We start from the raw sequence: 21,238 nt of genomic DNA on the forward strand, positions 1-21,238 counted from the left end.
AAATTCACCTGGTAAAAGCGGTAGCCGGGGGCATGGTTTTCATTGAATATAAAAGAACATCACAACAAAAACAGGCGGTAAGACAATGCAGGAGATTGATTTTTATCTGGTAGATGCGTTCAGCAATGCCTCTTTTGGTGGAAACCCGGCGGCCGTGTGCCCGTTAGACGCATGGTTGCCTGATGAGACACTGCTCAGAATGGCACAGCAGCATAATCAGTCGGAAACCGCGTTTTTCGTCTGCAGTAAAGCGGGAATTGAGTTACGCTGGTTTACCACCCTTACCGAAGTCAACCTTTGCGGACATGCCACACTGGCAGCCGCGTACGTCCTGTTTAATGAACTCAACTATCCTGACCCGCGTATCCACTTTGATACCGCCTCTGGCCAGCTGACGGTTAGCCGGGAAGGGGACTGGATGACGCTGGACTTCCCGGCATGCCCGACGCAGGAAGAGACGCCCCCGCCGGCGATGCTTGCGGCGCTGGGGATCGGCCATTACGTTGAGGCCCGTAAGGGGCGAGCCTGGGTGGTGGTTCTGGAAAACCGCCAGCAGGTTGAGGCGCTTGCACCGAATATCTCGGCAATGACGCCTGGCGAACATAAGGTCAGCGTGACGGCGCGGGGAGAGGGGGATTATGATTTTGTGAGTCGCTTTTTCTCACCGGGAGTTGCCGTCTGGGAAGATCCGGTCACCGGATCCGCGCATACAATGCTTATTCCCTACTGGAGTGAAAAACTGGGTAAAACAGCGATGTTTGCCCGCCAGGTGTCGGCTCGTGGCGGTGATCTGCGCTGCGAACTGAAAGGTTCACGCGTGCTGATGAGCGGGCAGGCCTCGCTTTATCTGAAAGGCACCGTCTTTCTGCGCTAAATAACCATAACAAAAGAGGAAGAGACAATGCAGGAAATTGATTTCTATTTGGTCGATGCCTTCAGCGACAGGGCGTTTGGCGGCAACGCAGCGGCGGTTTGCCCCCTGGAAGAGTGGCTGCCGGACGAGACGCTGCTCAACATGGCGCAACAGCACAATCAGTCTGAGACGGCCTTTTTCGTACGCACTGACGGCGGATTCGAGCTGCGCTGGTTCACTACCCTTGACGAAATTAACCTGTGTGGACATGCCACACTGGCGGCATCGCATGTCATTTTCGAATACCTTGATTATCCACACACGGAAATCACCTTCACCACCCGTTTCGTCGGCGAGCTGACGGTAAAACGCAGCGGTGACTGGCTGACGCTCAACTTCCCGGCCTGGCCGACGGCGGTCGTCGACAATCCGCCAGCGCTGCTGTTGAGCGCGCTGGGCATTGAGCGGGCAAAAGAGGTGCGTGTCGGGCGCGACTACATGGTGGTGCTGGAGAACCAGCAGCAGGTAGAGGCCCTTACGCCGGATATCTCGGCAATGATTCCACTGGATAAGATGGTCTGCGTCACGGCACCGGGCGATGAATATGACTTCGTCAGCCGCTTCTTCTGTCCGGGAGAAGGGGTACCGGAAGATCCGGTTACGGGGTCCACTCACAGCATGTTGATTCCCTACTGGAGCGAAAAGTTGGGCAAAACCGTGCTGAACGCGCGCCAGGTCTCGCGACGGGGCGGGGATTTACGCTGTGAGCTGGCGGGGGACCGGGTGTTAATCGGCGGTCAGGCCACCCTGTATCTGAAAGGGCATATCTATTTACGCCAGGCGATGTAAGCCAGGAATGGGCCACCGTCATTTCATCATCGGGAATGACGGTGGCTTGCGTTAATCAAACGTTCGTTTTTCCCCCTGCCAGCCAGACGCAATCAGAAATTCACGCCACGTTAAGGTGGCAGGGTTTATGGTTCTGCTCCAGGTAAGATCCCGGTCTTTTCCGTAATAGCCGTAGTTTACGGCATATTCCGTCATGCCGGTAATTTCACTGACCAGTGCCGCGTTGTCTGCGAAATCGGGGAAGTGGTGAAGGAGTGCTTCTCGCGTGTAGGCTGAGCGATACCGGGCTTTTATGCCGGTGACCTCCGTGAAGGTTTCCACCATCTCACGCGGCGAAAGACACTCACCGACAACGGGTAACGTCATGCCGTTGTAGTGTTCGGGGTTATCGAACATCTCAAGCACCGCAGGGCCGGTTGCCGTGAGCGGATCGACAAAGGGCGCCCGAACGTCTTCCGGGAGATAGAGGGGAAAGATCAGCTCGTCGCCTTCTTTACGCGGCGGATAATATTCGGCCAGATTGGTGTAAAAGAACGCCAGTTGAATAAACGACGCGCTGACGGGGAGTGTGCGGATGTACTCCTCAATTCGGCCCTTATCGCTGAAATGAGGAGCCCATAGAGTTCCGGCCGTTATTCTCTCGACGTTTTCCAGACTGCTGAAGACAAGGTGTTTTACGCCGGCATTGACGGCGGCATCTGCAAGCCTGTAGCCCAGCGCCGTTTCACCCGTTGGCATCTGTGTCGATACGGGGATGAAACCTGGTGTCATCAGGAACGCCCCGTCTGACTCGGCAAACGCCCCGATCAGATGCGCATCATTGCCCGTCTGAAGGGTGATTTGCCTCAGTTCAGCGCCCCGTTCCGCCAGCTGTTTCGCCGCAGGAGAGTCCGTGTTTTGCGTTAAGGCGCGCACCCGATAGCGCCCACTTTGCAGCAGGGTTCTGGTTACGCTACGTCCTTGTTTACTGGTGGCACCAAAAACTGTTATGAGTGGTTTTTTATCATACGACATTTCATTCTCGCTCTGTGTTGTTGCGGTAGTGCATTATCGGAATGCGGGCGGCGAGCGTGAAATCGATTTATTTCTTACATGATATCCATCCTATGAATACCAAAAAGCCTGACGTAAACCTGCTGCTGACTCTGGAAGCGCTGGTCGCGGAGCAAAATGTCACCAGGGCCGCCAGCCGGCTTTGTCTTAGCCAGCCTGCCGTCAGCGCGCAGCTTAACCGGCTGAGGGGGATGTTTAACGATCCGTTATTGATCCCGGGGCGCAGGGGGATGACGCCAACCCCCAAAGCTCTTGAGCTGATGGCGACGCTTGGCGGGGCGCTGGCAAAAATACGGGATACGCTGCAATCACATGAGGACTTTGATCCGCTGCACGATTCGCTAACGGTCTCTCTGGCCTGTACTGATTACGTGCAGGCTGCGGTCATTATGCCGCTGATTGTGACCCTGCAAGAGATTGCCCCCGGCGTGCGTATTGCTGTCAGGAATTACGATCCGCATCAGCTGGCCCATCAACTGAGCTCAGGCGATGTTGATGCTGCCATTGCCACGCCAGACCCTGCGCAGGCGCAGCTCAGAACGCAACATCTTTATGACGAATCGTACGTGCTTATCGGACGCCCTCAGCATCCCGAACTGAACGATCAACTGACAATGGAAGCGTTCGCAAAACTTGAGCATATTATCGTGTCCCCCTCGGGGGGCGGTTTTACCACGCCGCTGGATGTCATGCTGGCGGAGTCAGGGTTGCAACGTAAGGTTGCGGTGTCTGCGGCATCATTTCTGTTTGTTCCCGGCATGGTGCAGATGAGCCATCTGGTAGCACTGGTGCCCCGACGATTAATTATGGGAACCATTAACCCGCTCACCGTGGTGGAACTCCCCTGGCTGAAAGAGACGTTTGACGTCAGTCTTATCTGGCATGAACGCAGCCATAACCACGCCGGACACCGCTGGTTAAGGAATACCCTCGTCAGCCTGAACGGCAATGCTGATATAAGTTAACGGTATGAAGCACGTGTGCAGGGCTGCGCTATGTTGAAATAAAAACAACAAGGAGCCCGCCATGTATTCCATTACCGCTGAATCTGCACATCACCCTGATATTTTGCATCTGATTGCCGCGCTTGACCGCTATCAGAGCGAACTCTATCCCGCTGAAAGTAACCACCTGCTCGATCTGACCGAACTGCCGACAGCCTCGCTGATCCTGATGATTATTCGGGACCGGCAGCTTCATGCCGTCGGGTGTGGTGCCGTGGTGCTCAACGGCGACGGGACCGGTGAAATGAAACGGGTGTATATCGATCCGGCTCATCGCGGGCAACATCTCGGCGAGATGCTGCTGGCGGCGCTGGAAGATGAAGCCCTGAGCCGTCACTGCCACACGCTTCGCCTGGAGACGGGCATCCGGCAACATGCCGCCGTCCGTCTGTATGAGCAGTGCGGCTATGAGCAACGTCCGGCGTTTCCGCCGTATGTTGATGACCCGCTGAGCCTGTTTATGGAGAAGGCACTGGTGGTTGACGTTCGTTTAGCAGCGCTATAAAAGCCTCCAGCGGGCGGGTCATAGCCCCGCGGCGCCAGACCAGCCAGGTGGTAAGCCAGCGCCAGTTTTCTGCCAGCGGCCAGGCTTCTACCTGATGGTGGCCTGGCATACTTTCCAGCATCGAACGAGGCATCAGCGCGATACCGGCGCCCGCGATGACGCAGGCGAGCATGCCGTGATAAGACTCCATCTCATGAATACGCCCGGGCGTGGCTCTGTCGGCGTGAAACCAGCTTTCCAGATGTCGGCGATACGAACAGTTTGCGCGAAAGGCGTAGACGTCACTGCCGCTTACCTGCGTGGCGCGTGCCACTTCTGCATGCCCGGCGGGCGTGACCAGCATCATCTCTTCCCGGTAAACCGGCATGCCTTCCAGTTCCGGATGCGAAAGGGGGCCGTCGACAAACGCGGCGCTTAAGGTTCCCTCCAGTACGCCGTCAATCATTGTGCCGGACGGCCCGGTAGAGAGGGCAAACTGGATACGTGGATAGCGCTGGTTAAACTGCGCCAGGCTTTCCGGAATACGCACGGCGGCGGTACTCTCCAGCGCGCCAAGCGCAAATAATCCCTGCGGTTCATCACCGGCGACGACCATTCGTGCTTCATCGACCAGCGCCAGGATCTGCTTGCTGTAGCGCAGGAAGTTATGCCCGGCGGGAGATAAACGTAAACGCTGGTTCTCACGAATAAACAGCTCAACGCCAAGATCGGCCTCCAGCTGGCGGATGCGGGTGGTCAGGTTCGACGGAACGCGATGCACCTTTTGCGCCGCCTGGGTGATGCTGCCGGTGAGCGCCACGGCGTTAAACATTTCAAGCTGAGTTAAGTCCATGCCATTCTCGATTCGTGAACAAGGTGGTTAGTATTATTCATTTTTAAGAAATAGCAGAGTGCGCCACAATGAATCAACCGTTATTACGTGGAGACCATCATGACTTATTCCTCTGCTACACATGCCCTCTCTGTTAACCCAGCCACCGGTGAGACGCTCGCGGCGTATCCGTGGGCGAGCACCGACGACGTTGAACGCGCAATTGCGCAGGCTGATGCCGGTTTTCGTCAGTGGAGACGCGTAAGCGTTTCAGACCGGGCGCAAAAGCTGCGCGATCTCGCCAGCGCGCTGCGCAACCGTGCAGACGAGATGGCCCGAATGATCTCCCGTGAGATGGGCAAACCCATTTTGCAGGCGCGTGCTGAAGTGGCAAAATCCGCCAGCCTCTGTGACTGGTATGCGGAACACGGCCCGGCAATGCTGCAGCCTGAACCGACCCTGGTAGAAAACCAAAACGCGGTGATTGAATACCGGCCGCTGGGACCTGTTCTTGCCGTCATGCCGTGGAACTTCCCGCTCTGGCAGGTACTGCGTGGCGCGGTACCCATCCTGCTGGCCGGGAACAGCTATCTGCTCAAGCATGCGCCAAACGTACTCGGCTCGGCTGACCTCATTGCGCAGGTATTTGCTGACGCCGGTTTTCCGCAGGGTGTCTTTGGCTGGGTGAATGCCACGAATGAGGGCGTGAGCCAGGCGATCAACGACCGTCGTATTGCTGCCGTAACCGTAACCGGCAGCGTGCGCGCGGGGGCGGCGATCGGTGCGCAGGCGGGGGCAGCACTCAAGAAATGCGTCCTGGAGCTGGGCGGTTCAGATCCGTTTATTGTGCTCAATGATGCTGATTTGGATCTGGCGGTGAAAGCAGCCGTGGCCGGTCGTTATCAGAATACCGGACAGGTTTGCGCCGCCGCTAAGCGCTTTATTGTGGAAGAGGGCATCGCTGATGCTTTCACCCAGCGTTTTGTCGAGGCGACGGCAGCCCTGAAGATGGGGGCGCCGGATAGCGAAGAAAACTTTATTGGCCCGATGGCGCGATTTGACCTGCGTGATGAACTGCATCAGCAGGTGCAGGCCACGCTGGCCGAAGGCGCCACGCTGCTGCTTGGCGGGGAGAAAGTTGCCGGTGAAGGTAACTACTATGCACCGACCGTGCTGGGGAATGTCACTGCCAGCATGACGGCATTTCGTCAGGAGCTGTTTGGTCCGGTTGCGGCGGTTAGCGTTGCGAAAGACGCGGAGCACGCGCTGCAGCTGGCTAACGACAGCGACTTTGGTCTGTCCGCAACCGTCTTTACCGCGAACGATACGCTGGCGGAGAAATTCTCCCGTGAGCTGGAGTGCGGTGGGGTGTTCATCAATGGTTTCAGCGCCAGCGATGCACGCGTGGCCTTTGGCGGCGTGAAGAAGAGCGGTTTTGGTCGTGAGCTTTCCCACTTCGGTCTGCACGAGTTCTGTAACGTGCAGACGGTATGGAAGAACAGAGTCTAGTTCGCTCTCCGATAACGGCCTTCAGCACGAAGGCCGTTGTCATTTTCCTGCAATGGTTCTGTCATTTTCGTTTCGTAGACTCGCACGCGTCTAACGTCTTGTTACTGAAGAAAATTATGAACCTAACGCAAATTTTTCGCCGTATTGCGCAGCGCCTCATCCCTCGTCAGTTTGGCCTGCTGACCGGTATTTTCTGTATTATTGGTCTTTTCTCCGCACTGCAACTCTCCTCTTCATTTTTGCTCAATGCTTCCCTGAAGGACGCTCAGCGCAACGAGCAGCAAAATCTGCTGGCGTACCAGCAACAGAGCAAACTGGATCTGGCCCGCGTGTCTCTGCTGGCAGCAAGCGATCTGCTTAACCGCTCCGGCGTCTGGTTTATGCAGGATAAAGAGACCGGCTCTGAAGGAAGCTGGCACAGCCTGATGGACGAAGCTCAGGCGTCGCTGACGGTTTCTCAGCAGGCCTGGAACGCCTGGCTGGCGCTTAATCCGCCAAAAGATGACGCCCTGATCACCAGCTACCAGCTTTTCTACGGTGCCATCAAGGAGCAGGCGGAAGGGCTCATCAAGACCAACACGATCGATGCCTTTTTTGCCGTACCTGCCCAGGCTTTTCAGACTGACTTCAACGAAAACTATGCCCGCTATCAGCAGGCCAGTGAGAAGCAGGCGATGCAGGGCCGCCAGAGCCTGATGGCGCAACTCTCTGGCCTGCAAACGCTCTTTCTGATAGCGCCGGTTCTGTTACTTGCCATCGCCATTCTGGTGTGGTTCGGCATGTCCCGCTGGGTCATTACGCCGCTGCGTCGGTTGATTGTTCACATTAATCAGCTGGCTGCAGGAGACCTGTCCGGTACACCGCCGGGCGTACTGCGCTTTAACAAGGAGATCGGACAGTTGAGCGACAGTGTTTCCACCCTGCAGCACGGACTGCAGGAACTGGTGACCCAGGTCAGCAATGCCACCCACGCAATGGTCGAAAATATAGGCTCGCTGGCGCAGGGCAACCAGAAGCTGTATCTGCAGTCGGCTCGTCAGGCGAAAGAGCTTGAGGATGTGACGACACACATTGCCGCGCTGGAAAACCACGTGGAAGGGAATACAGGATATGCAAAACTCGCCAGCTCCAGGGCGGACGAGGCGCGCCAGGTAGCCGCGGGTGGCGATCGGATGATGACGACCGTCAATGCCTCCATGCAGGCGATCGTTGACCGATCGTCAGAGATGCGCGGGATCGTGGCGATGATCGACAGCGTGGCGTTTCAGACCAACATTCTGGCTCTGAATGCGGCCATCGAGGCCGCCCATGCGGGGAACCACGGACGCGGGTTCGCCGTTGTCGCCCGGGAAGTGGGGCTGCTGGCCAGAAAGAGCAGCCACTCGACGCAGACTATTCAGGCACTGATCAATCACTCTTTGCAGGGCATCGAAGACGGTTCCCGGGCCGTTAACCTGCTGGAAGATAATCTGCAGCAGGTGATCGGGCTGGTGGCTAATTTAAGCAGTCTGCTGAATGAGATCTCGGTAGCGACCCTGAGCCAGGGGGAGAGCATTCATCAAATGACGCGGCAGCTTCAGGCGTTAAATCAGGTTTCCCGTCAGACCGACATGCTGGTGTCTGACGCGTCGGATGCCTCTGAACGGCTGCATAAGCAATCCGATCTTTTATTGCAGGCGGTTTCGCGTTTTCGTCTTAGCGCCTGACGCAACATATAAGCCTCTGTTATACTCGCAGCCCGTTTTAGCCTGAGGGCAAGGAGCAAAGTGTGGCTGCGGTCATCCATAATGAGATGTTGGACGAGATTCTGTCGCAGGTTCGTCCGTTAATTGGAAAAGGGAAGGTTGCCGACTATATTCCGGCCCTTGCCTCGGTCAGCGGGAACAAGCTGGGTATTGCCATTTGTACGGTAGACGGGCAGCGTTACCAGGCCGGTGACGCCACCGAGCGTTTTTCAATTCAGTCCATTTCAAAAGTACTCAGTCTGGTTGCGGCCATGCGCCAGTATGAGGAAGACGAAATCTGGCATCGCGTGGGGAAAGATCCGTCCGGGCAGCCTTTCAACTCACTGCTTCAGCTCGAAATTGAACAGGGTAAGCCGCGTAACCCGTTTATCAATGCCGGTGCGCTGGTGGTTTGCGATATGCTGCAAAGCCGTCTCAGCGCCCCTCGCCAGCGCATGCTTGAAATTGTCCGCCAGCTCTCGGGCGTCGCGGATATTGCCTACAATGCGGTGGTGGCGCGCTCGGAGTTTGAACACTCCGCCCGTAACGCGGCTATCGCCTGGCTCATGAAATCGTTTGGTAACTTCCATAACGATGTCGCCACCGTGCTGCAAAACTATTTTCATTACTGCGCGCTGGAAATGAGCTGTGTTGAACTGGCACAGACATTCTTGTTCCTCGCCCATCAGGGGCATGCGCCGCACCTCGCGCAAGATGTTGTCTCGCCCATGCAGGCGCGTCAGGTGAATGCCCTGATGGCGACCAGCGGGATGTATCAGAACGCCGGAGAGTTTGCCTGGCGCGTCGGTCTTCCGGCCAAATCGGGTGTCGGCGGCGGGGTGGTGGCAATCGTGCCTCACGAAATGGCGATTGCCGTCTGGAGCCCGGAGCTGGATGAAACGGGAAATTCACTTGCCGGTGTGGCAGTTCTGGAGAAACTGACCCAACGTCTGGGACGTTCCGTATACTGATGTCGACCCTGGATCCGCTTTTTGTCCGCCTGGCGCGATCGCCTTTTCGTTCGCGCTTTCGCTTAGGCACGAAGGAACGGCAGTACTGCTGGGACAAAGGTGCCGAAACCATTGACCAGCACGCCGCCGATTTTATTGCCCGGCGTCTTGCACCGGCCCATCCCACCAATGACGGGAAACAGACGCCCATGCGCGGTCATCCGGTGTTTATCGCTCAGCATGCCACCGCCACCTGTTGTCGTGGCTGTCTGGCAAAGTGGCATAACATTCCGCAGGGTGTTCAGCTCAGCGCGCAGCAACAGCATTATATCGTCAGCGTGATCCACCACTGGCTGGTGCTGCAGATGAACGCCTAAATTTGACGAGTTATGATCCTGTTGTATTTGTGTTATAGATGCAGGTTAAGTTAGTTCAGATCCTGCTGACGATCGACATAATCGCCATAAGTTATTATACGGAATGATATTTAATGCGTTCTGCTCTCTCTGCCTTCAGATTTTTTCAACCCGATACTCCGCTGCGTAATGCGTCGTGGATCTTTATTCTCACCACCTTATTCTATTTTGTGGGTGCTGAATTGCGTCTGGTTGAAGCGTTGTCGCTGTTCTGGCCACTGAATGGCGTTATGGCGGGAGTATTCGCCCGTTATGCTTATCTGAATCGTCTGCATAACTACGCGGTCGCGTATGTTGCCATGCTGATGTACGACGCGGTCACCACCAGCTGGGGAATGGCCTCGCTGGTGATTAACCTGTCGAATATGATTTTTATCGTCGTGGTCGCCATACTGGTTCTGCGTGATAAACGGCTGATGAAAACCCCCGATCCGCTTAATGCGCTGCGTCTGTTTAACTACTGCCTGATTGCTGCGCTGCTGTGTGCCTTGCTTGGCGCGGTGGGGTCGGTCGGTATCGACAGTCACACCTTCTGGCCGCTGTTTGCCGACTGGTTTAGCGAGCAGTTTTCAACGGGGGTGCTGATTGTGCCGTGTATGCTGACGATTAGTCTGCCCGGGCGTGATATTCAGTTACGTCTGGAGCAGCTGTTCCCGGTTATGGCGTTGATTGTCTCGGTGGTCGCGTCGGTGGTGATTGGCGGCGCGGGGAGCCTCTGTTTCCCGCTGCCGGCGCTTATCTGGTGTGCGGTACGCTACCCGCTGCCCGTCACCTGTTTACTGACGTTTCTCACGGGCGCCGTTGAGATCATTCTGGTTGCCAACTCCATTATCAATATTGCCGTCGCGACACCGCTTTCGACCCCGATGATGTTCTCAGCCCGGCTGGGCATTGCCACCATGGCTATTTGTCCGGTGATGGTCTCCGTCAGCGTGGCGGCCATTAATTCACTGATTCGTCAGGTGTCACTGCGGGCAGATTATGATTTTCTGACGCATGTCTATTCCCGATCCGGGCTTTATGAAGCGTTAAAGCAAGAAGAGGCGCACCGGCATTCGCGTTTTTTAACCGTCATGCTGCTGGATATCGATTACTTCAAAAGCATCAATGATAACTACGGTCACGAGTGCGGTGACCGCGTACTGGCGGCCTTTGCCCGGCAGGTTCAGCAGGTTGTCGGTGAGGACGGTATGGTGGCGCGAATGGGCGGAGAAGAGTTCGCGGTGGTCGTGAACTCCGGGGATGCGCAGCACGGTTTTGAACTGGCTGAACGCATCCGAACCACCGTCGCACATCATCCGTTTACCTGGCGCCAGCAGACGCTGTATCTGACCGTCAGCATTGGCCTGGGCAGCGGTAAATCTGAGTCATGGCAGTTGACGGAGGTCTTTAATAAGCTGATGGCTGAAGCGGACGATCATCTCTATCGCTCAAAGAAAGCGGGGCGAAATCGGACCAGCGCCCGGCTGTCGGATGAGCAGGTTACTGCAACGTCCGGCAGCGAAACATCACTGCATTAGTCGTCATGAGCCAGTGACGTTAACAAATAGCGTCTGAACAGGATATTCGTACACTGACAATGTCTCTGTTTAAGCTACGCTTTTAGTAAAGCTTGCGTCAGGAGACGTTATGAAAACACCTGCAACCCCTGAAAATGAAACGGAACGTCTGAACTCGCTGCGCGAATCAGGCCTGCTTGAAATCGACAGTTCGCCGGCCTTTGACCGCCTGACGCGTCTGGCAAAACGCTTTTTCCAGGTGCCGCTGGCGATGGTCAATCTTATCGATGAGCATTCGCTGATCGTGAAGTCAGCGGATGGCCAGGCACCGGACTCTGTCCCGCGCAATATCTCATTTTGTGGCCATACGATCCTCAGCGAAGCGCCGCTGGTGGTGGGGGACATGCGTCAGGATGACCGCTTTGCCGATAATCCGCTGGTGGCCGGTGAGCCCGGCGTTCGTTTCTACGCTGGTTTCCCGCTGCGTCTGCGCGACGGCGCGAGCGTCGGATCGCTTTGCCTGATTGATTATTCTCCGCGGGAGTTTACGGCGGCCGATCTTGCCGTGCTGGGAGACCTGGGCGCGCTGGCAGAAGATGAATTTGCCGCCGTCAGTGCGGCGACCACCGATGAACTAACGGGCTTATTCAACCGTCGGGGCTTTAATCAGCTCGTACGGTTTACCCTGTCCGTCGCGCGACGCCGTGCAGAGCCGTTAACCCTCGGCTGGCTGGATCTGGATCGTTTTAAGGAGATAAACGATCGCTACGGTCACGAGGAAGGGGATAAGGCGCTGAAGGTGATGGCGCAACTGATGCGTTCCTCCTTCCGTGAGGCGGATCTGCTGGTTCGCTTTGGCGGGGATGAGTTTGCCGTGCTGTTCGCCGATACGGATGAGCAGGGGGCCTGGATTGCGATGCAGTATCTGGCCGAGCAGGTCGAAAATTATAATGCCCGCAAACTGCATCCGTGGTCGCTTCTGTTCTCGTGGGGCCTCAGTGAATTCGACCACAATGGCCATGACCTGCAACAGTGGCTAAAAGAGGCCGATGAAAAGATGTATGCCATGAAGCAGCAACGCCATCGCGAAAGATGACATAACAAAAGCCTATGATCGATCCGTTTGCGTTAATAAGATGTTAATTGCACAGTGACGGTATTCAACGTAAGGAAAAACAATGAATACCTCACTGCACATCAAAAACCTCACCCGGGAAGAGATCCTCACCCACCTCGATGCGTTGTCCGCGATCCTCGAAAACTGCGTTAACGGCGGCGCATCCGTCAGTTTTATGTTGCCCTTTAGCCCGGAGAAAGCGCGTGCTTTCTGGCGCGGTATTGCTGAGAGCGTGGGACGCAATGAACGTCTTGTGCTGGCCAGTATCGATCCGCAGGACGGTGTTATCGGCACGGTACAGTTGATCACCGATCAGCCGGAGAATCAGCCGCATCGCGCGGATGTGGCAAAACTGCTGGTCCATGAAAAAGCGCGCCGTAAAGGGGCGGCAATGGCCCTGATGGAAGAACTTGAAGTTCAGGCCAGAGCCAGAGGCATTTCGGTCCTGGTACTGGATACGTCGACTGGCAGCGGTGCCGAGACGTTCTACCAGCGTGCGGGCTGGCAAAAAGTGGGGGAGATTCCGCGCTATGCATTGATGCCGGACGGTGCGATGACCGCCACCTCCGTGTTCTATAAGTTCTTATAATTATTTTTCACAACTCCATCATGAATTGATCAAAACAGGGTTCCCGGTCGTAAAGTTTTGATAAGTTATCGTACCAATCTTATCAGGCTGTATGACTAATTATAAAAGGAACCCATTGTGAACACACTTAACCGTCATGATTTTCCCGGTCCACACTATCCGGAACGTATCATTCAGTTTGGTGAAGGCAATTTCCTGCGGGCGTTTATCGACTGGCAAATCGACCTGTTAAACGAACATACCGATCTCAACGCCGGTGTGGTGGTCGTTCGTCCCATTCAAAGTGATTTTCCGCCGTCGCTGAATACGCAGGATGGTCTGTATACCACGATCATTCGCGGCCTGAACGAGAAGGGCGACGCGGTGAGCGATGCGCGTCTTATCCGTTCCGTTAACCGCGAAATCAACGTTTATAATGAATACGATGCGTTCCTCAGGCTGGCTCATAACCCGGAGATGCGCTTTGTGTTCTCGAATACCACGGAAGCCGGGATCGGTTATCACGCGGGCGACACCTTTGAAGATGCGCCTGCCGTCAGCTACCCGGCGAAACTGACGCGATTGCTCTTCGAGCGTTTCAGTCATTTTAACGGTGCGCCAGACAAAGGCTGGGTCATCATTCCGTGTGAACTGATTGACTACAACGGGGATGCGCTGCGGGAACTGGTGCTGCGCTACGCGCAGGATTGGGCGCTGCCGACGGCCTTTACTGAATGGTTGAACGATGCCAACTGCTTCTGCTCGACCCTGGTTGACCGCATTGTAACGGGTTACCCGCGTGACGAAGTGGCCGCCCTGCAGGCTGAACTGGGTTATCAGGATGGGTTCCTGGATACCGCCGAACACTTCTATCTGTTTGTGATTCAGGGCCCTGACTCCCTTGCCAGCGAACTGCGTCTTGATAAGTTCCCGCTCAACGTATTGATCGTGGATGACATCCGGCCTTACAAAGAGCGTAAAGTCGCCATTCTGAACGGTGCGCACACGGCGCTGGTACCGGTAGCCTTCCAGGCCGGGCTGGAGACGGTAGGCGAGGCGATGAACGATGCTGACGTGTGCGCTTTTGTCGAAAAAGCTATCTATGAGGAAATTATTCCGGTACTGGATTTGCCGCGTGATGAGTTGGAATCGTTCGCCAGTGCGGTAACGGGTCGTTTCCGTAACCCTTACATCCGGCATCAGCTGCTGTCGATTGCCCTCAACGGGATGACCAAGTTCCGCACCCGCATTCTGCCGCAGCTGCTGGCAGGGCAGAAAGCAACCGGGTCATTGCCTGCGCGACTGACGTTTGCTTTAGCGGCACTGATTGCGTTTTATCGCGGGGAGCGTAACGGGGAAAGTTACCCGGTTCAGGACGACGCGCACTGGCTGGCGCGTTTCCAGCAGCTGTGGACACAGCATCACGATCGCCAGATCACTACCCGCCAACTGGTAAAATCGGTACTGAGCGTGAGTGAACACTGGGAGCAAGATCTTACGCAGGTTAACGGCCTGGTCGAGCAGGTTACGCGGGATCTGGATGCTATTCTGCTTCAAGGAATGCGTGCGGCCGTTAAACCGCTCTGCTAACACCGTTGCCCGGCTTCGGCCGGGTTTTAATGGGGATCTTATTAGTTACAACATACTATTTGCTCTGTTTTTAAAAAACACCTCTGGCACCGTGCGGTTTAGGCTAGCCAGGTCAGAAAATTCAATGTTTTATTAACATGCTTGCAACCGTGAGGGGGATCACGTTTAATAGCCACGCTCTTTTTCTTTCCTGAAACTCACTATGATTGTTCGTCCTAAACAGCACTGGTTACAACTCATCTTTGTCTGGCATGGCTCGGTACTGCCAAAAATTTATACCCGCTTGCTACTCAACTTTTTGCTTTCTATCGCCGTGATCCTGATGCTGCCGTGGTACACGTCCCTTGGCATCAAATTTACCGTTGCGCCATTTAGCATTCTCGGTGTGGCGATCGCTATCTTTCTCGGTTTCCGAAACAACGCCTGCTATTCCCGCTACGTTGAGGCGCGCCAGCTTTGGGGGCAACTGATGATAGCGGCACGCTCTCTGTTTCGCGAGGTAAAAAACACCCTGCCGGACGATAAACATCTCGGCGAGTTTGTTCGACTGCAGATTGCCTTTGCCAACTGTTTGCGCATGACCCTGCGCCGGGAAACGAACGCCGAACAACTTTCCCGTTATCTTCCGGAAGATGATTTACGCAAGGTGATGAACGCCAACTCGCCGGCGAACCGTATTTTACTGATCATGGGGGAGTGGCTTGCCGTCAGGCGCCGCAATGGCGAGCTCTCAGATATCCTGTTCCACAGTCTCAACAACCGGCTGAACGACATGTCCATCGTCCTGTCGGGTTGCGAGCGTATTTTGACGACACCCGTACCGTTTGCTTACACGCTGATCCTTCATCGTACGGTGTATCTGTTCTGCATCATGCTGCCGTTCGCGCTGGTCGTCGATCTGCACTACATGACGCCTTTTGTGTCGGCGCTGATTTCTTACACCTTTATCTCGCTGGATACGCTGGCGGAAGAGCTGGAAGACCCGTTTGGTACCGAAGATAACGACCTGCCGCTGGACGCCATCTGCAACATGATGGAACGTGACCTGTTGCAGATGAACGATGAAGAAGAGATCCCCGAAAGACTGTTACCGGATAAATATTATCAACTGACCTGACGGGCATTCCATTCGTCACGGGTGATTTCCCACAGTTCGGAGTCCAGTATGCCGCTGACGTACGCTTTCTTTTCTGTCCTGATAAGCCGCATGCCGCTACTGTCTGAAATACGACGGGAGCGGCTGTTAGCAGCCGCTTTTGGCGCACGCAACACCGGCTTGTTCAGGGTGTTAAACCAATAATCCGTCGCCACAATACTGGCCTCACGCATGTATCCCTTACCCTGAAACTCCGGCGCCAGCCAGAACCCACGGTTATTATCTTCAACATCGTACAGGCAGATAATCCCCATCAGCTCATCCGGCGCCTCGCGACGTCGAATACTCCAGAACCAGGCAATGCCTTTTTCCATATCCGGCAGCGCAACGTTATTAACATAATACTCCGCGCCGTTATCCGGGTAGGGCCAGGGCACTGAGGAGACCATATAGCGAACGATTTCCCAGCGTGGATAAAGCCGCTGTATCTGGACGGCATCTTCCGCGACCAGGGGAATGAGTAACAGGCGGTCTGTCGTTAGCGTCGGTATTGTCATCCGTGGTTCTCCCTGTTTAAGCGTTATGTTTTTGTTCACCTTCTGGTATTTTCATCTCTATCACATTCTTTTTCGGTGTGCTGGAATTCTTTACTACCAATAACTGCTTTTAAAAGGCTTTCGATTTGTAATATGAGGAATATATGGCTGTTACGGTAAGAGCTTTACGCGCAGAAGATTATTCACAGTGGCGTCCGCTGTGGGACGGCTACACCCATTTTTATGACTGTGTCCTCGATGAGTCCGTGACAGCCGCGACATGGCAAAGGGCGCTCGACGAGCGATCATCGATGTTTTGCCGGGTTGCGGAAAGCGACGGCAACGTCATCGGCTTCGCCATGTGTATTTTGCACGAAGGAACCTGGTCGACAGCGCCCGTTTGTTATCTGGAAGACCTGTTTGTTGCTGCCAGCCAACGGGGAGCAGGGACTGGAAAAGCGCTCATTGACGCCCTGATGGACGAAGGCAAGCGCGAAGGGTGGTCAAAACTTTACTGGGTCACGCGGCAGAACAACCCGGCACGTAAACTCTACGACCAATATGGCGAAGCCGACGATTACGTTCGTTATCGCGTCTCGCTTTAAGACGCAATGACCTGTGTTTGTATCACATTGTATCAACGCCTCTGATACATACACAGGCTTGCAATAAAGGCCCATTCGCACATATCCGCTATACAAACCGATGTTGTTATATCCCCGTGAATCGTACTCAATCGGAGATAACAACATGTTCAGCAAACTCGCATACTCAACTCTGGCGTTAACCGTTTCTCTTGGTACCGTCATGTCCTGTCAGGCCGAAGCAACCGGTACTGATTTCGCGACGGCGTTTGATCATCCTCAGCAGATTAACGCCGGCGACCTTAACGTCGGTTATGTCGACATCGGCCCGAAAAATGGTCAACCGATCATTTTATTACACGGCTGGCCCTACGATATTCATAGTTATGCGCAAGTCGCTCCCGCGCTGGCTGCCAAAGGATATCGGGTGATTGTGCCTTCTCTGCGTGGCTACGGAACTACCCGTTTCCTCTCAGACAAAACGCCGCGTAACGGCCAGCCTTCGGCTATGGCGAAAGACGTTGTGAACCTGATGGATGCCCTGAACATCAAGCAGGCCGTTTTTGCAGGATACGACTGGGGTGCCCGTACGGCGGACATCGTCGCGGCGCTGTGGCCAGAACGCGTTAAATCGCTGGTCTCCGTCAGTGGATACCTGATCAGCAGCCAGCAGATTGGCAAACAACCCTTACCGCCGAAAGCAGAAGTTCAGTGGTGGTATCAGTTCTATTTCGCCACCGAACGTGGCGCTGAAGGCTACGCCAAAAACACCCATGACTTCGCCCGTTTGATCTGGTCGCAGGCATCACCTGACTGGAAATTTAGTGATGCAACGTTTAACGCCAGTGCCAAATCCCTTGATAACCCGGACCATGTCGCGGTGACGCTCAGTAACTATCGCTGGCGTTTAGGACTGGAAAAAGGGGAGCGCAAATACGACAGTTATGAGCAAAAACTGGCAACGCTTCCGAATATTACCGTCCCGACGATCACCATCGAAGGCGGAAACAACGGGGCGCCGCATCCTGCACCACAGGCCTACGCCGGGAAATTCACCGGCAAGTATGAACACCGTACCTTTGGCAAAACCGTAGGTCACAACCCACCGCAGGAAGATCCGCAGGATTTCGTCAACGCAGTTGTGGACGCAGATAAACTCTGAAATGTGCTATTTTCAATACGTTACCCTTCATTCTGGAGATTTCTGTGGAGCATATTGATCATATCCTTGTCGTCGATGACGACAGGGATATTCGTGAGCTGATTGTCGATTACCTCGTTAAGTCAGGATATCGCGCCTCTGGCGCGGCAAATGGCAAAGAGATGCGAGTTGTGCTTGATAAACAGCATATCGATCTTGTGGTGCTGGATGTCATGATGCCCGGCGATGACGGATTAACGCTGTGCCGTCAGCTCCGAAGCGGTAAACATAAAGACTTGCCCATTCTGATGCTCACGGCGCGTAACGAGGAAACAGACCGGATCCTGGGGCTGGAGATGGGGGCAGACGATTATGTCGTGAAGCCTTTTGTTGCACGCGAGTTACTCGCGCGGATCAAAGCCATTTTACGTCGTTTCCGCACAATGCCCCCCAATTTACAGGTGACGGAAGCCGGGCGACTGGTCACGTTCGGTGAATGGCAACTGGACACCGTGGCCCGTCATTTAATCGACAGTGAAGGGATGGTAGTGGCGCTCAGCGGGGCGGAATATCGTCTGCTGCGCGTGTTCCTCGATCACCCTCAGCGCGTCCTGACCCGGGATCAACTGCTAAATCTGACCCAGGGGCGCGATGCCGAGCTTTTTGAACGATCGATTGATCTGCTGGTGAGCCGGGTGCGTCAGCGTCTGAATGAAGACGCCCGCACGCCGGCCTATATCAAGACCGTGCGCAGTGAAGGCTATGTCTTTACAATGCCGGTGACCATAAAAGAGGCCAATGAATGACGCTTTGGCCACGCTCGTTGCTGTCCCGGCTGTTGGTCATCGTGCTGGCTGGACTCTTACTGGCCAATACTCTCAGCCTGACGCTGGTGATGGTTGAACGCATGCACAGCGCCCGTACCGTAATGCTGGGTAATCTGGAAAACGATGTAGCCACTAGCGTGGCCATTCTTGACCGACTTCCCGCTCAGGAGCGGGCGGCCTGGCTGCCGCGGCTGGAGCGCGGTAACTATCGCTATATTCTCGGGCCTGGAGAACCGGGCGCGCTGCCTGAGGATAAGCGTTCACGCGATGCCATTCGAACGCTAAAAGAGACCCTTACGGCTGACTACCCGCTCACGTTTACCGCCGTTCCCGGTCCCATTTCCCATATTCAGGCGCATCTCACCTTACGTGATGGGGCACCGTTGACCATCGATCTGACACCACGCATGCCACCGGTCGCCAGCTGGTTACCTGTCGTGCTGGTATTGCAGCTGCTGCTGCTTGCGGCCTGTGCCTGGATCGCCGTGCGTCAGGTGATTCGGCCTTTTTCTCAGTTTACCCGTGCGGTTGACGCGCTGGACCCGGCGGCAAACACCCCAATGACGGAGAAAGGGCCGGTAGAAGTGCAAAGAGCCGCGCATGCCTTTAACGCGATGCAGGCGCGCATTCAGTCCTATCTTCGCGAACGCGCGCAGATCCTGGCATCCATTTCTCACGACCTGCAGACGCCCATCACGCGCATGAAATTGCGCGTCGAGATGGCCGAACAACCCGAGTTACGCGACAAGTTATTGAACGACCTCGATAACATGACCCGTCTGGTGCGGGAAGGGATTGCCTATGCCCGGTCATCAGAATCCCTGGAAGAGACCTCGCTAAAGCTGGAGCTCAATGCCTGGGTAAACAGCATTGCCTGTGATTATCAGGACATTGGTAAAAACGTGCAGTTTCAGGCAAACGACGCCCGCCTGCCGATAGTGACTCGGCCGCAGGCGCTTCGCCGGGTGATGACCAACCTCCTGGATAACGCGCTTAAGTTTGGTGGCTATGCCGTTATTGAGATTGATGATTCTTCTGCCGGACACATTGCTATCCATATTCTGGACGGCGGGCCGGGGATACCCGAGGCTGAACTCGACGCGGTATTACAGCCTTTTTATCGGGTAGAAACATCGCGTAACCGTGATACCGGCGGAACCGGCCTGGGGCTGGCGATTGCCGCGCAGCTGACCGCGCAGCTTGACGGGAAACTGCGGCTGGCAAATCTTCCTGAAGGCGGGCTGAAGGTCACGGTAACGCTGCCGCGTCGCTGATTGTACGGTTTTGTATCCGGTGGCGTGACCGATACGAGAGCAGACAAATCGTCCCGTTTTGCACACATCCCAAACACATCCGTACGATGAAATACCCTCACTGCAGCGTCGCAGGCCATCTGTAATGTGAGGTTTTTATGTTTTTGATAATCGCGTTTCTGGGCGGGATGATAAGCCTGCTCAGTCCATGTACGCTCCCGGTGATACCTCTTCTGTTTGCCGGTTTTCAGGGGCAGCGAAGACATATCCTGGCTCTGCTGGCAGGGATGATCGTGATGTTTACCGTGGTGGCGATGGTTGTCACGGTTGCCAGCGAATGGATCACGGATGCCACGATAATAGGGCGCTGGCTGGCACTCATTATTCTGGCTACAGCCGCGCTGGCCTTAATTTTCCCGTCCTTCGCCCAGCGCATAGCCGGGCCTGCGGTCAGCGCGGGCAATATCCTCAACACCCGCAGCGGACAAACGCGCGGAATGTTTTCCGCTTTCCTGGCCGGACTGGCCGTCGGTCTGCTCTGGTCTCCCTGTGCCGGACCGATCCTCGGGGCTATTTTCAGTATCAATATTGCGGGTCATTCGGCCATCACCACCGGCGCGCTGCTGGCGGCGTATGGCAGCGGATGTGCGCTTATGTTGGGCCTGCTTATGGCCGGCGGTCGGAAACTGATGGCACCGCTGCGGGCCAAATCAGCGCTGATGGAAAGGTTGCGCAAGGGGGCGGGCGTGGTGATGTTAGCGGCTGTGGCGTTCAACGCCACGGGGATGAACTCGGTGCTGAAGGGTGCAAATGGGGTGGCAGACCGTCTTGAAACGACGCTGTTGACCCTGGCGAAGCCCGCCTCTGCGCCAGTAAAACTGCAGCCGGTCGTAATGACCGAACCCAGCAGTCAGTTGCCTTCGTTAAGTGGAGGTACCGGGTGGATTAATGGTGACCCTGTCACGTCTGAATCATTGCGGGGTAAAGTCGTCCTGATTGATTTCTGGACCTGGGACTGTATCAACTGCCAGCATACGCTCCCGCATGTCCGCGACTGGGCCACGCGATATCAGTCCCAGGGTCTGGTGGTCATCGGCGTGCATACGCCTGAATATCCGTGGGAAAAACCGCTCTCGTCGGTGAAAAACGCGGTGAACAAATGGCAACTGCCGTATCGGGTCGTGACGGATAATAACTACCAGATCTGGAACGCCTTCGGGAACCAGTACTGGCCGGCACATTACTATTTCGATGCCAAAGGGCAGTTACGTTATACCTCTTTTGGCGAAGGTAACTATGAAGAACAGGAAAAAGTTATCCAGCAGCTGCTTAAAGAGGCCCGCTCATAACGTT

21 protein-coding genes are annotated in these 21,238 nt (G+C 55.3%); 18 read left to right on the plus strand and 3 right to left on the minus strand.

Translation table 11 applies throughout. From position 1 onward, the window contains the following. Positions 1-85 precede the first annotated feature (85 nt). Positions 86-874 carry a PhzF family phenazine biosynthesis protein gene (locus ACMGG3_RS06805; RefSeq protein ID WP_025204207.1) on the plus strand — a complete coding sequence of 263 codons (789 nt, stop codon included), beginning with the start codon at positions 86-88 and terminating at the stop codon, positions 872-874. Between the two features lie 27 nt (positions 875-901). Next, on the plus strand, positions 902-1,702 hold the full coding sequence (locus tag ACMGG3_RS06810) for a PhzF family phenazine biosynthesis protein (RefSeq protein WP_032681016.1): 801 nt from the start codon (positions 902-904) through the stop codon (positions 1,700-1,702). Positions 1,703-1,753: 51 nt separating this feature from the next. Here ACMGG3_RS06810 and ACMGG3_RS06815 read toward each other — a convergent pair whose 3' ends face one another. Further along, complete coding sequence (locus ACMGG3_RS06815) at positions 1,754-2,716, minus strand: NmrA/HSCARG family protein (protein ID WP_063858452.1); 963 nt, start codon at positions 2,714-2,716, stop codon at positions 1,754-1,756. Between the two features lie 92 nt (positions 2,717-2,808). On the opposite strand from ACMGG3_RS06815, the gene ACMGG3_RS06820 reads away from it, so the two are divergent. Both ACMGG3_RS06820 and ACMGG3_RS06825 read left to right on the plus strand, forming a co-directional pair. Beyond that, the gene (locus ACMGG3_RS06820) at positions 2,809-3,720 is read left to right on the plus strand and encodes a LysR family transcriptional regulator (protein ID WP_410382319.1); all 912 of its coding nucleotides are present in this window, start codon (positions 2,809-2,811) and stop codon (positions 3,718-3,720) included. 61 nt (positions 3,721-3,781) lie between these two features. Then, positions 3,782-4,264, plus strand: a complete 483-nt coding sequence (locus tag ACMGG3_RS06825) for a GNAT family N-acetyltransferase (RefSeq protein ID WP_014170050.1) — start codon at positions 3,782-3,784, stop codon at positions 4,262-4,264. On the opposite strand, the gene ptrR is transcribed toward ACMGG3_RS06825, so the two are convergent. Beyond that, positions 4,218-5,096 carry a putrescine utilization regulator PtrR gene (gene ptrR, locus ACMGG3_RS06830; protein WP_014170051.1) on the minus strand — a complete coding sequence of 293 codons (879 nt, stop codon included), beginning with the start codon at positions 5,094-5,096 and terminating at the stop codon, positions 4,218-4,220. The genes ACMGG3_RS06825 and ptrR overlap by 47 nt on opposite strands. A gap of 99 nt (positions 5,097-5,195) precedes the next feature. On the opposite strand from ptrR, the gene sad reads away from it, so the two are divergent. The 9 genes from sad to ACMGG3_RS06875 all read left to right on the plus strand — a co-directional run bounded on the left by sad (position 5,196) and on the right by ACMGG3_RS06875 (position 15,565). Next, positions 5,196-6,584 carry a succinate-semialdehyde dehydrogenase gene (gene sad / locus ACMGG3_RS06835; RefSeq protein WP_032681013.1) on the plus strand — a complete coding sequence of 463 codons (1,389 nt, stop codon included), beginning with the start codon at positions 5,196-5,198 and terminating at the stop codon, positions 6,582-6,584. A 116-nt stretch (positions 6,585-6,700) separates the two neighbouring features. Continuing rightward, positions 6,701-8,290 (plus strand): methyl-accepting chemotaxis protein, encoded by a 1,590-nt coding sequence (locus ACMGG3_RS06840; protein WP_414149721.1) that lies wholly within the window; start codon positions 6,701-6,703, stop codon positions 8,288-8,290. A 62-nt stretch (positions 8,291-8,352) separates the two neighbouring features. Further along, on the plus strand, positions 8,353-9,279 hold the full coding sequence (gene glsB, locus ACMGG3_RS06845) for a glutaminase B (RefSeq protein WP_025204200.1): 927 nt from the start codon (positions 8,353-8,355) through the stop codon (positions 9,277-9,279). After that, positions 9,279-9,635, plus strand: coding sequence for a DUF4186 domain-containing protein (locus ACMGG3_RS06850; RefSeq protein ID WP_047356499.1), 357 nt, complete (start codon positions 9,279-9,281; stop codon positions 9,633-9,635). Before glsB ends, ACMGG3_RS06850 begins: the two co-directional genes overlap by 1 nt. 113 nt (positions 9,636-9,748) lie before the next feature. Beyond that, positions 9,749-11,194, plus strand: coding sequence for a GGDEF domain-containing protein (locus tag ACMGG3_RS06855; RefSeq protein WP_078774045.1), 1,446 nt, complete (start codon positions 9,749-9,751; stop codon positions 11,192-11,194). A 109-nt stretch (positions 11,195-11,303) separates the two neighbouring features. Beyond that, positions 11,304-12,269, plus strand: coding sequence for a sensor domain-containing diguanylate cyclase (locus ACMGG3_RS06860; RefSeq protein ID WP_063156410.1), 966 nt, complete (start codon positions 11,304-11,306; stop codon positions 12,267-12,269). 82 nt (positions 12,270-12,351) lie between these two features. After that, positions 12,352-12,879, plus strand: coding sequence for a GNAT family N-acetyltransferase (locus ACMGG3_RS06865; RefSeq protein ID WP_020884147.1), 528 nt, complete (start codon positions 12,352-12,354; stop codon positions 12,877-12,879). Between the two features lie 117 nt (positions 12,880-12,996). Beyond that, positions 12,997-14,448: a tagaturonate reductase gene (locus ACMGG3_RS06870; RefSeq protein WP_414149722.1), complete on the plus strand. Its 1,452-nt coding sequence runs from the start codon at positions 12,997-12,999 to the stop codon at positions 14,446-14,448. 202 nt (positions 14,449-14,650) lie between these two features. Then, positions 14,651-15,565 carry a bestrophin family protein gene (locus ACMGG3_RS06875; RefSeq protein WP_014170060.1) on the plus strand — a complete coding sequence of 305 codons (915 nt, stop codon included), beginning with the start codon at positions 14,651-14,653 and terminating at the stop codon, positions 15,563-15,565. On the opposite strand, the gene ACMGG3_RS06880 is transcribed toward ACMGG3_RS06875, so the two are convergent. Then, a complete protein-coding gene (locus ACMGG3_RS06880) occupies positions 15,553-16,101 on the minus strand; it encodes a GNAT family N-acetyltransferase (protein WP_414149723.1) in 549 nt (182 codons plus the stop codon). The genes ACMGG3_RS06875 and ACMGG3_RS06880 overlap by 13 nt on opposite strands. A 143-nt stretch (positions 16,102-16,244) precedes the next feature. Between ACMGG3_RS06880 and ACMGG3_RS06885 the strand changes: the two genes are divergently transcribed. The 5 genes from ACMGG3_RS06885 to ACMGG3_RS06905 all read left to right on the plus strand — a co-directional run bounded on the left by ACMGG3_RS06885 (position 16,245) and on the right by ACMGG3_RS06905 (position 21,234). Next, complete coding sequence (locus ACMGG3_RS06885) at positions 16,245-16,685, plus strand: GNAT family N-acetyltransferase (RefSeq protein ID WP_014170062.1); 441 nt, start codon at positions 16,245-16,247, stop codon at positions 16,683-16,685. Positions 16,686-16,830: 145 nt separating this feature from the next. After that, on the plus strand, positions 16,831-17,826 hold the full coding sequence (locus ACMGG3_RS06890) for an alpha/beta fold hydrolase (protein ID WP_032678150.1): 996 nt from the start codon (positions 16,831-16,833) through the stop codon (positions 17,824-17,826). Positions 17,827-17,870: 44 nt separating this feature from the next. After that, the gene (locus ACMGG3_RS06895) at positions 17,871-18,611 is read left to right on the plus strand and encodes a response regulator (protein ID WP_025204193.1); all 741 of its coding nucleotides are present in this window, start codon (positions 17,871-17,873) and stop codon (positions 18,609-18,611) included. Beyond that, the gene (locus ACMGG3_RS06900) at positions 18,608-19,906 is read left to right on the plus strand and encodes an ATP-binding protein (protein WP_414149724.1); all 1,299 of its coding nucleotides are present in this window, start codon (positions 18,608-18,610) and stop codon (positions 19,904-19,906) included. Before ACMGG3_RS06895 ends, ACMGG3_RS06900 begins: the two co-directional genes overlap by 4 nt. A 137-nt stretch (positions 19,907-20,043) precedes the next feature. Continuing rightward, entirely contained in the window at positions 20,044-21,234 is a 1,191-nt protein-coding gene (locus tag ACMGG3_RS06905) for a cytochrome c biogenesis protein/redoxin (RefSeq protein ID WP_307370727.1), read from the plus strand. Positions 21,235-21,238 lie beyond the last annotated feature (4 nt).

The organism is Enterobacter sp. BNK-18 (genome assembly GCF_047456135.1).
Lineage (GTDB): Bacteria > Pseudomonadota > Gammaproteobacteria > Enterobacterales > Enterobacteriaceae > Enterobacter > Enterobacter ludwigii.

Coding starts and splice junctions, on each gene's coding strand:
- ACMGG3_RS06805 (WP_025204207.1), top strand. CDS start 86: ATGCAGGAGATTGATTTTTATCTGGTAGATGCGTTCAGCAATGCCTCT.
- ACMGG3_RS06810 (WP_032681016.1), top strand. CDS start 902: ATGCAGGAAATTGATTTCTATTTGGTCGATGCCTTCAGCGACAGGGCG.
- ACMGG3_RS06815 (WP_063858452.1), bottom strand. CDS start 2,716: ATGTCGTATGATAAAAAACCACTCATAACAGTTTTTGGTGCCACCAGT.
- ACMGG3_RS06820 (WP_410382319.1), top strand. CDS start 2,809: ATGAATACCAAAAAGCCTGACGTAAACCTGCTGCTGACTCTGGAAGCG.
- ACMGG3_RS06825 (WP_014170050.1), top strand. CDS start 3,782: ATGTATTCCATTACCGCTGAATCTGCACATCACCCTGATATTTTGCAT.
- ptrR (WP_014170051.1), bottom strand. CDS start 5,096: ATGGACTTAACTCAGCTTGAAATGTTTAACGCCGTGGCGCTCACCGGC.
- sad (WP_032681013.1), top strand. CDS start 5,196: ATGACTTATTCCTCTGCTACACATGCCCTCTCTGTTAACCCAGCCACC.
- ACMGG3_RS06840 (WP_414149721.1), top strand. CDS start 6,701: ATGAACCTAACGCAAATTTTTCGCCGTATTGCGCAGCGCCTCATCCCT.
- ACMGG3_RS06850 (WP_047356499.1), top strand. CDS start 9,279: ATGTCGACCCTGGATCCGCTTTTTGTCCGCCTGGCGCGATCGCCTTTT.
- ACMGG3_RS06855 (WP_078774045.1), top strand. CDS start 9,749: ATGCGTTCTGCTCTCTCTGCCTTCAGATTTTTTCAACCCGATACTCCG.
- ACMGG3_RS06860 (WP_063156410.1), top strand. CDS start 11,304: ATGAAAACACCTGCAACCCCTGAAAATGAAACGGAACGTCTGAACTCG.
- ACMGG3_RS06865 (WP_020884147.1), top strand. CDS start 12,352: ATGAATACCTCACTGCACATCAAAAACCTCACCCGGGAAGAGATCCTC.
- ACMGG3_RS06875 (WP_014170060.1), top strand. CDS start 14,651: ATGATTGTTCGTCCTAAACAGCACTGGTTACAACTCATCTTTGTCTGG.
- ACMGG3_RS06880 (WP_414149723.1), bottom strand. CDS start 16,101: ATGACAATACCGACGCTAACGACAGACCGCCTGTTACTCATTCCCCTG.
- ACMGG3_RS06885 (WP_014170062.1), top strand. CDS start 16,245: ATGGCTGTTACGGTAAGAGCTTTACGCGCAGAAGATTATTCACAGTGG.
- ACMGG3_RS06890 (WP_032678150.1), top strand. CDS start 16,831: ATGTTCAGCAAACTCGCATACTCAACTCTGGCGTTAACCGTTTCTCTT.
- ACMGG3_RS06900 (WP_414149724.1), top strand. CDS start 18,608: ATGACGCTTTGGCCACGCTCGTTGCTGTCCCGGCTGTTGGTCATCGTG.
- ACMGG3_RS06905 (WP_307370727.1), top strand. CDS start 20,044: ATGTTTTTGATAATCGCGTTTCTGGGCGGGATGATAAGCCTGCTCAGT.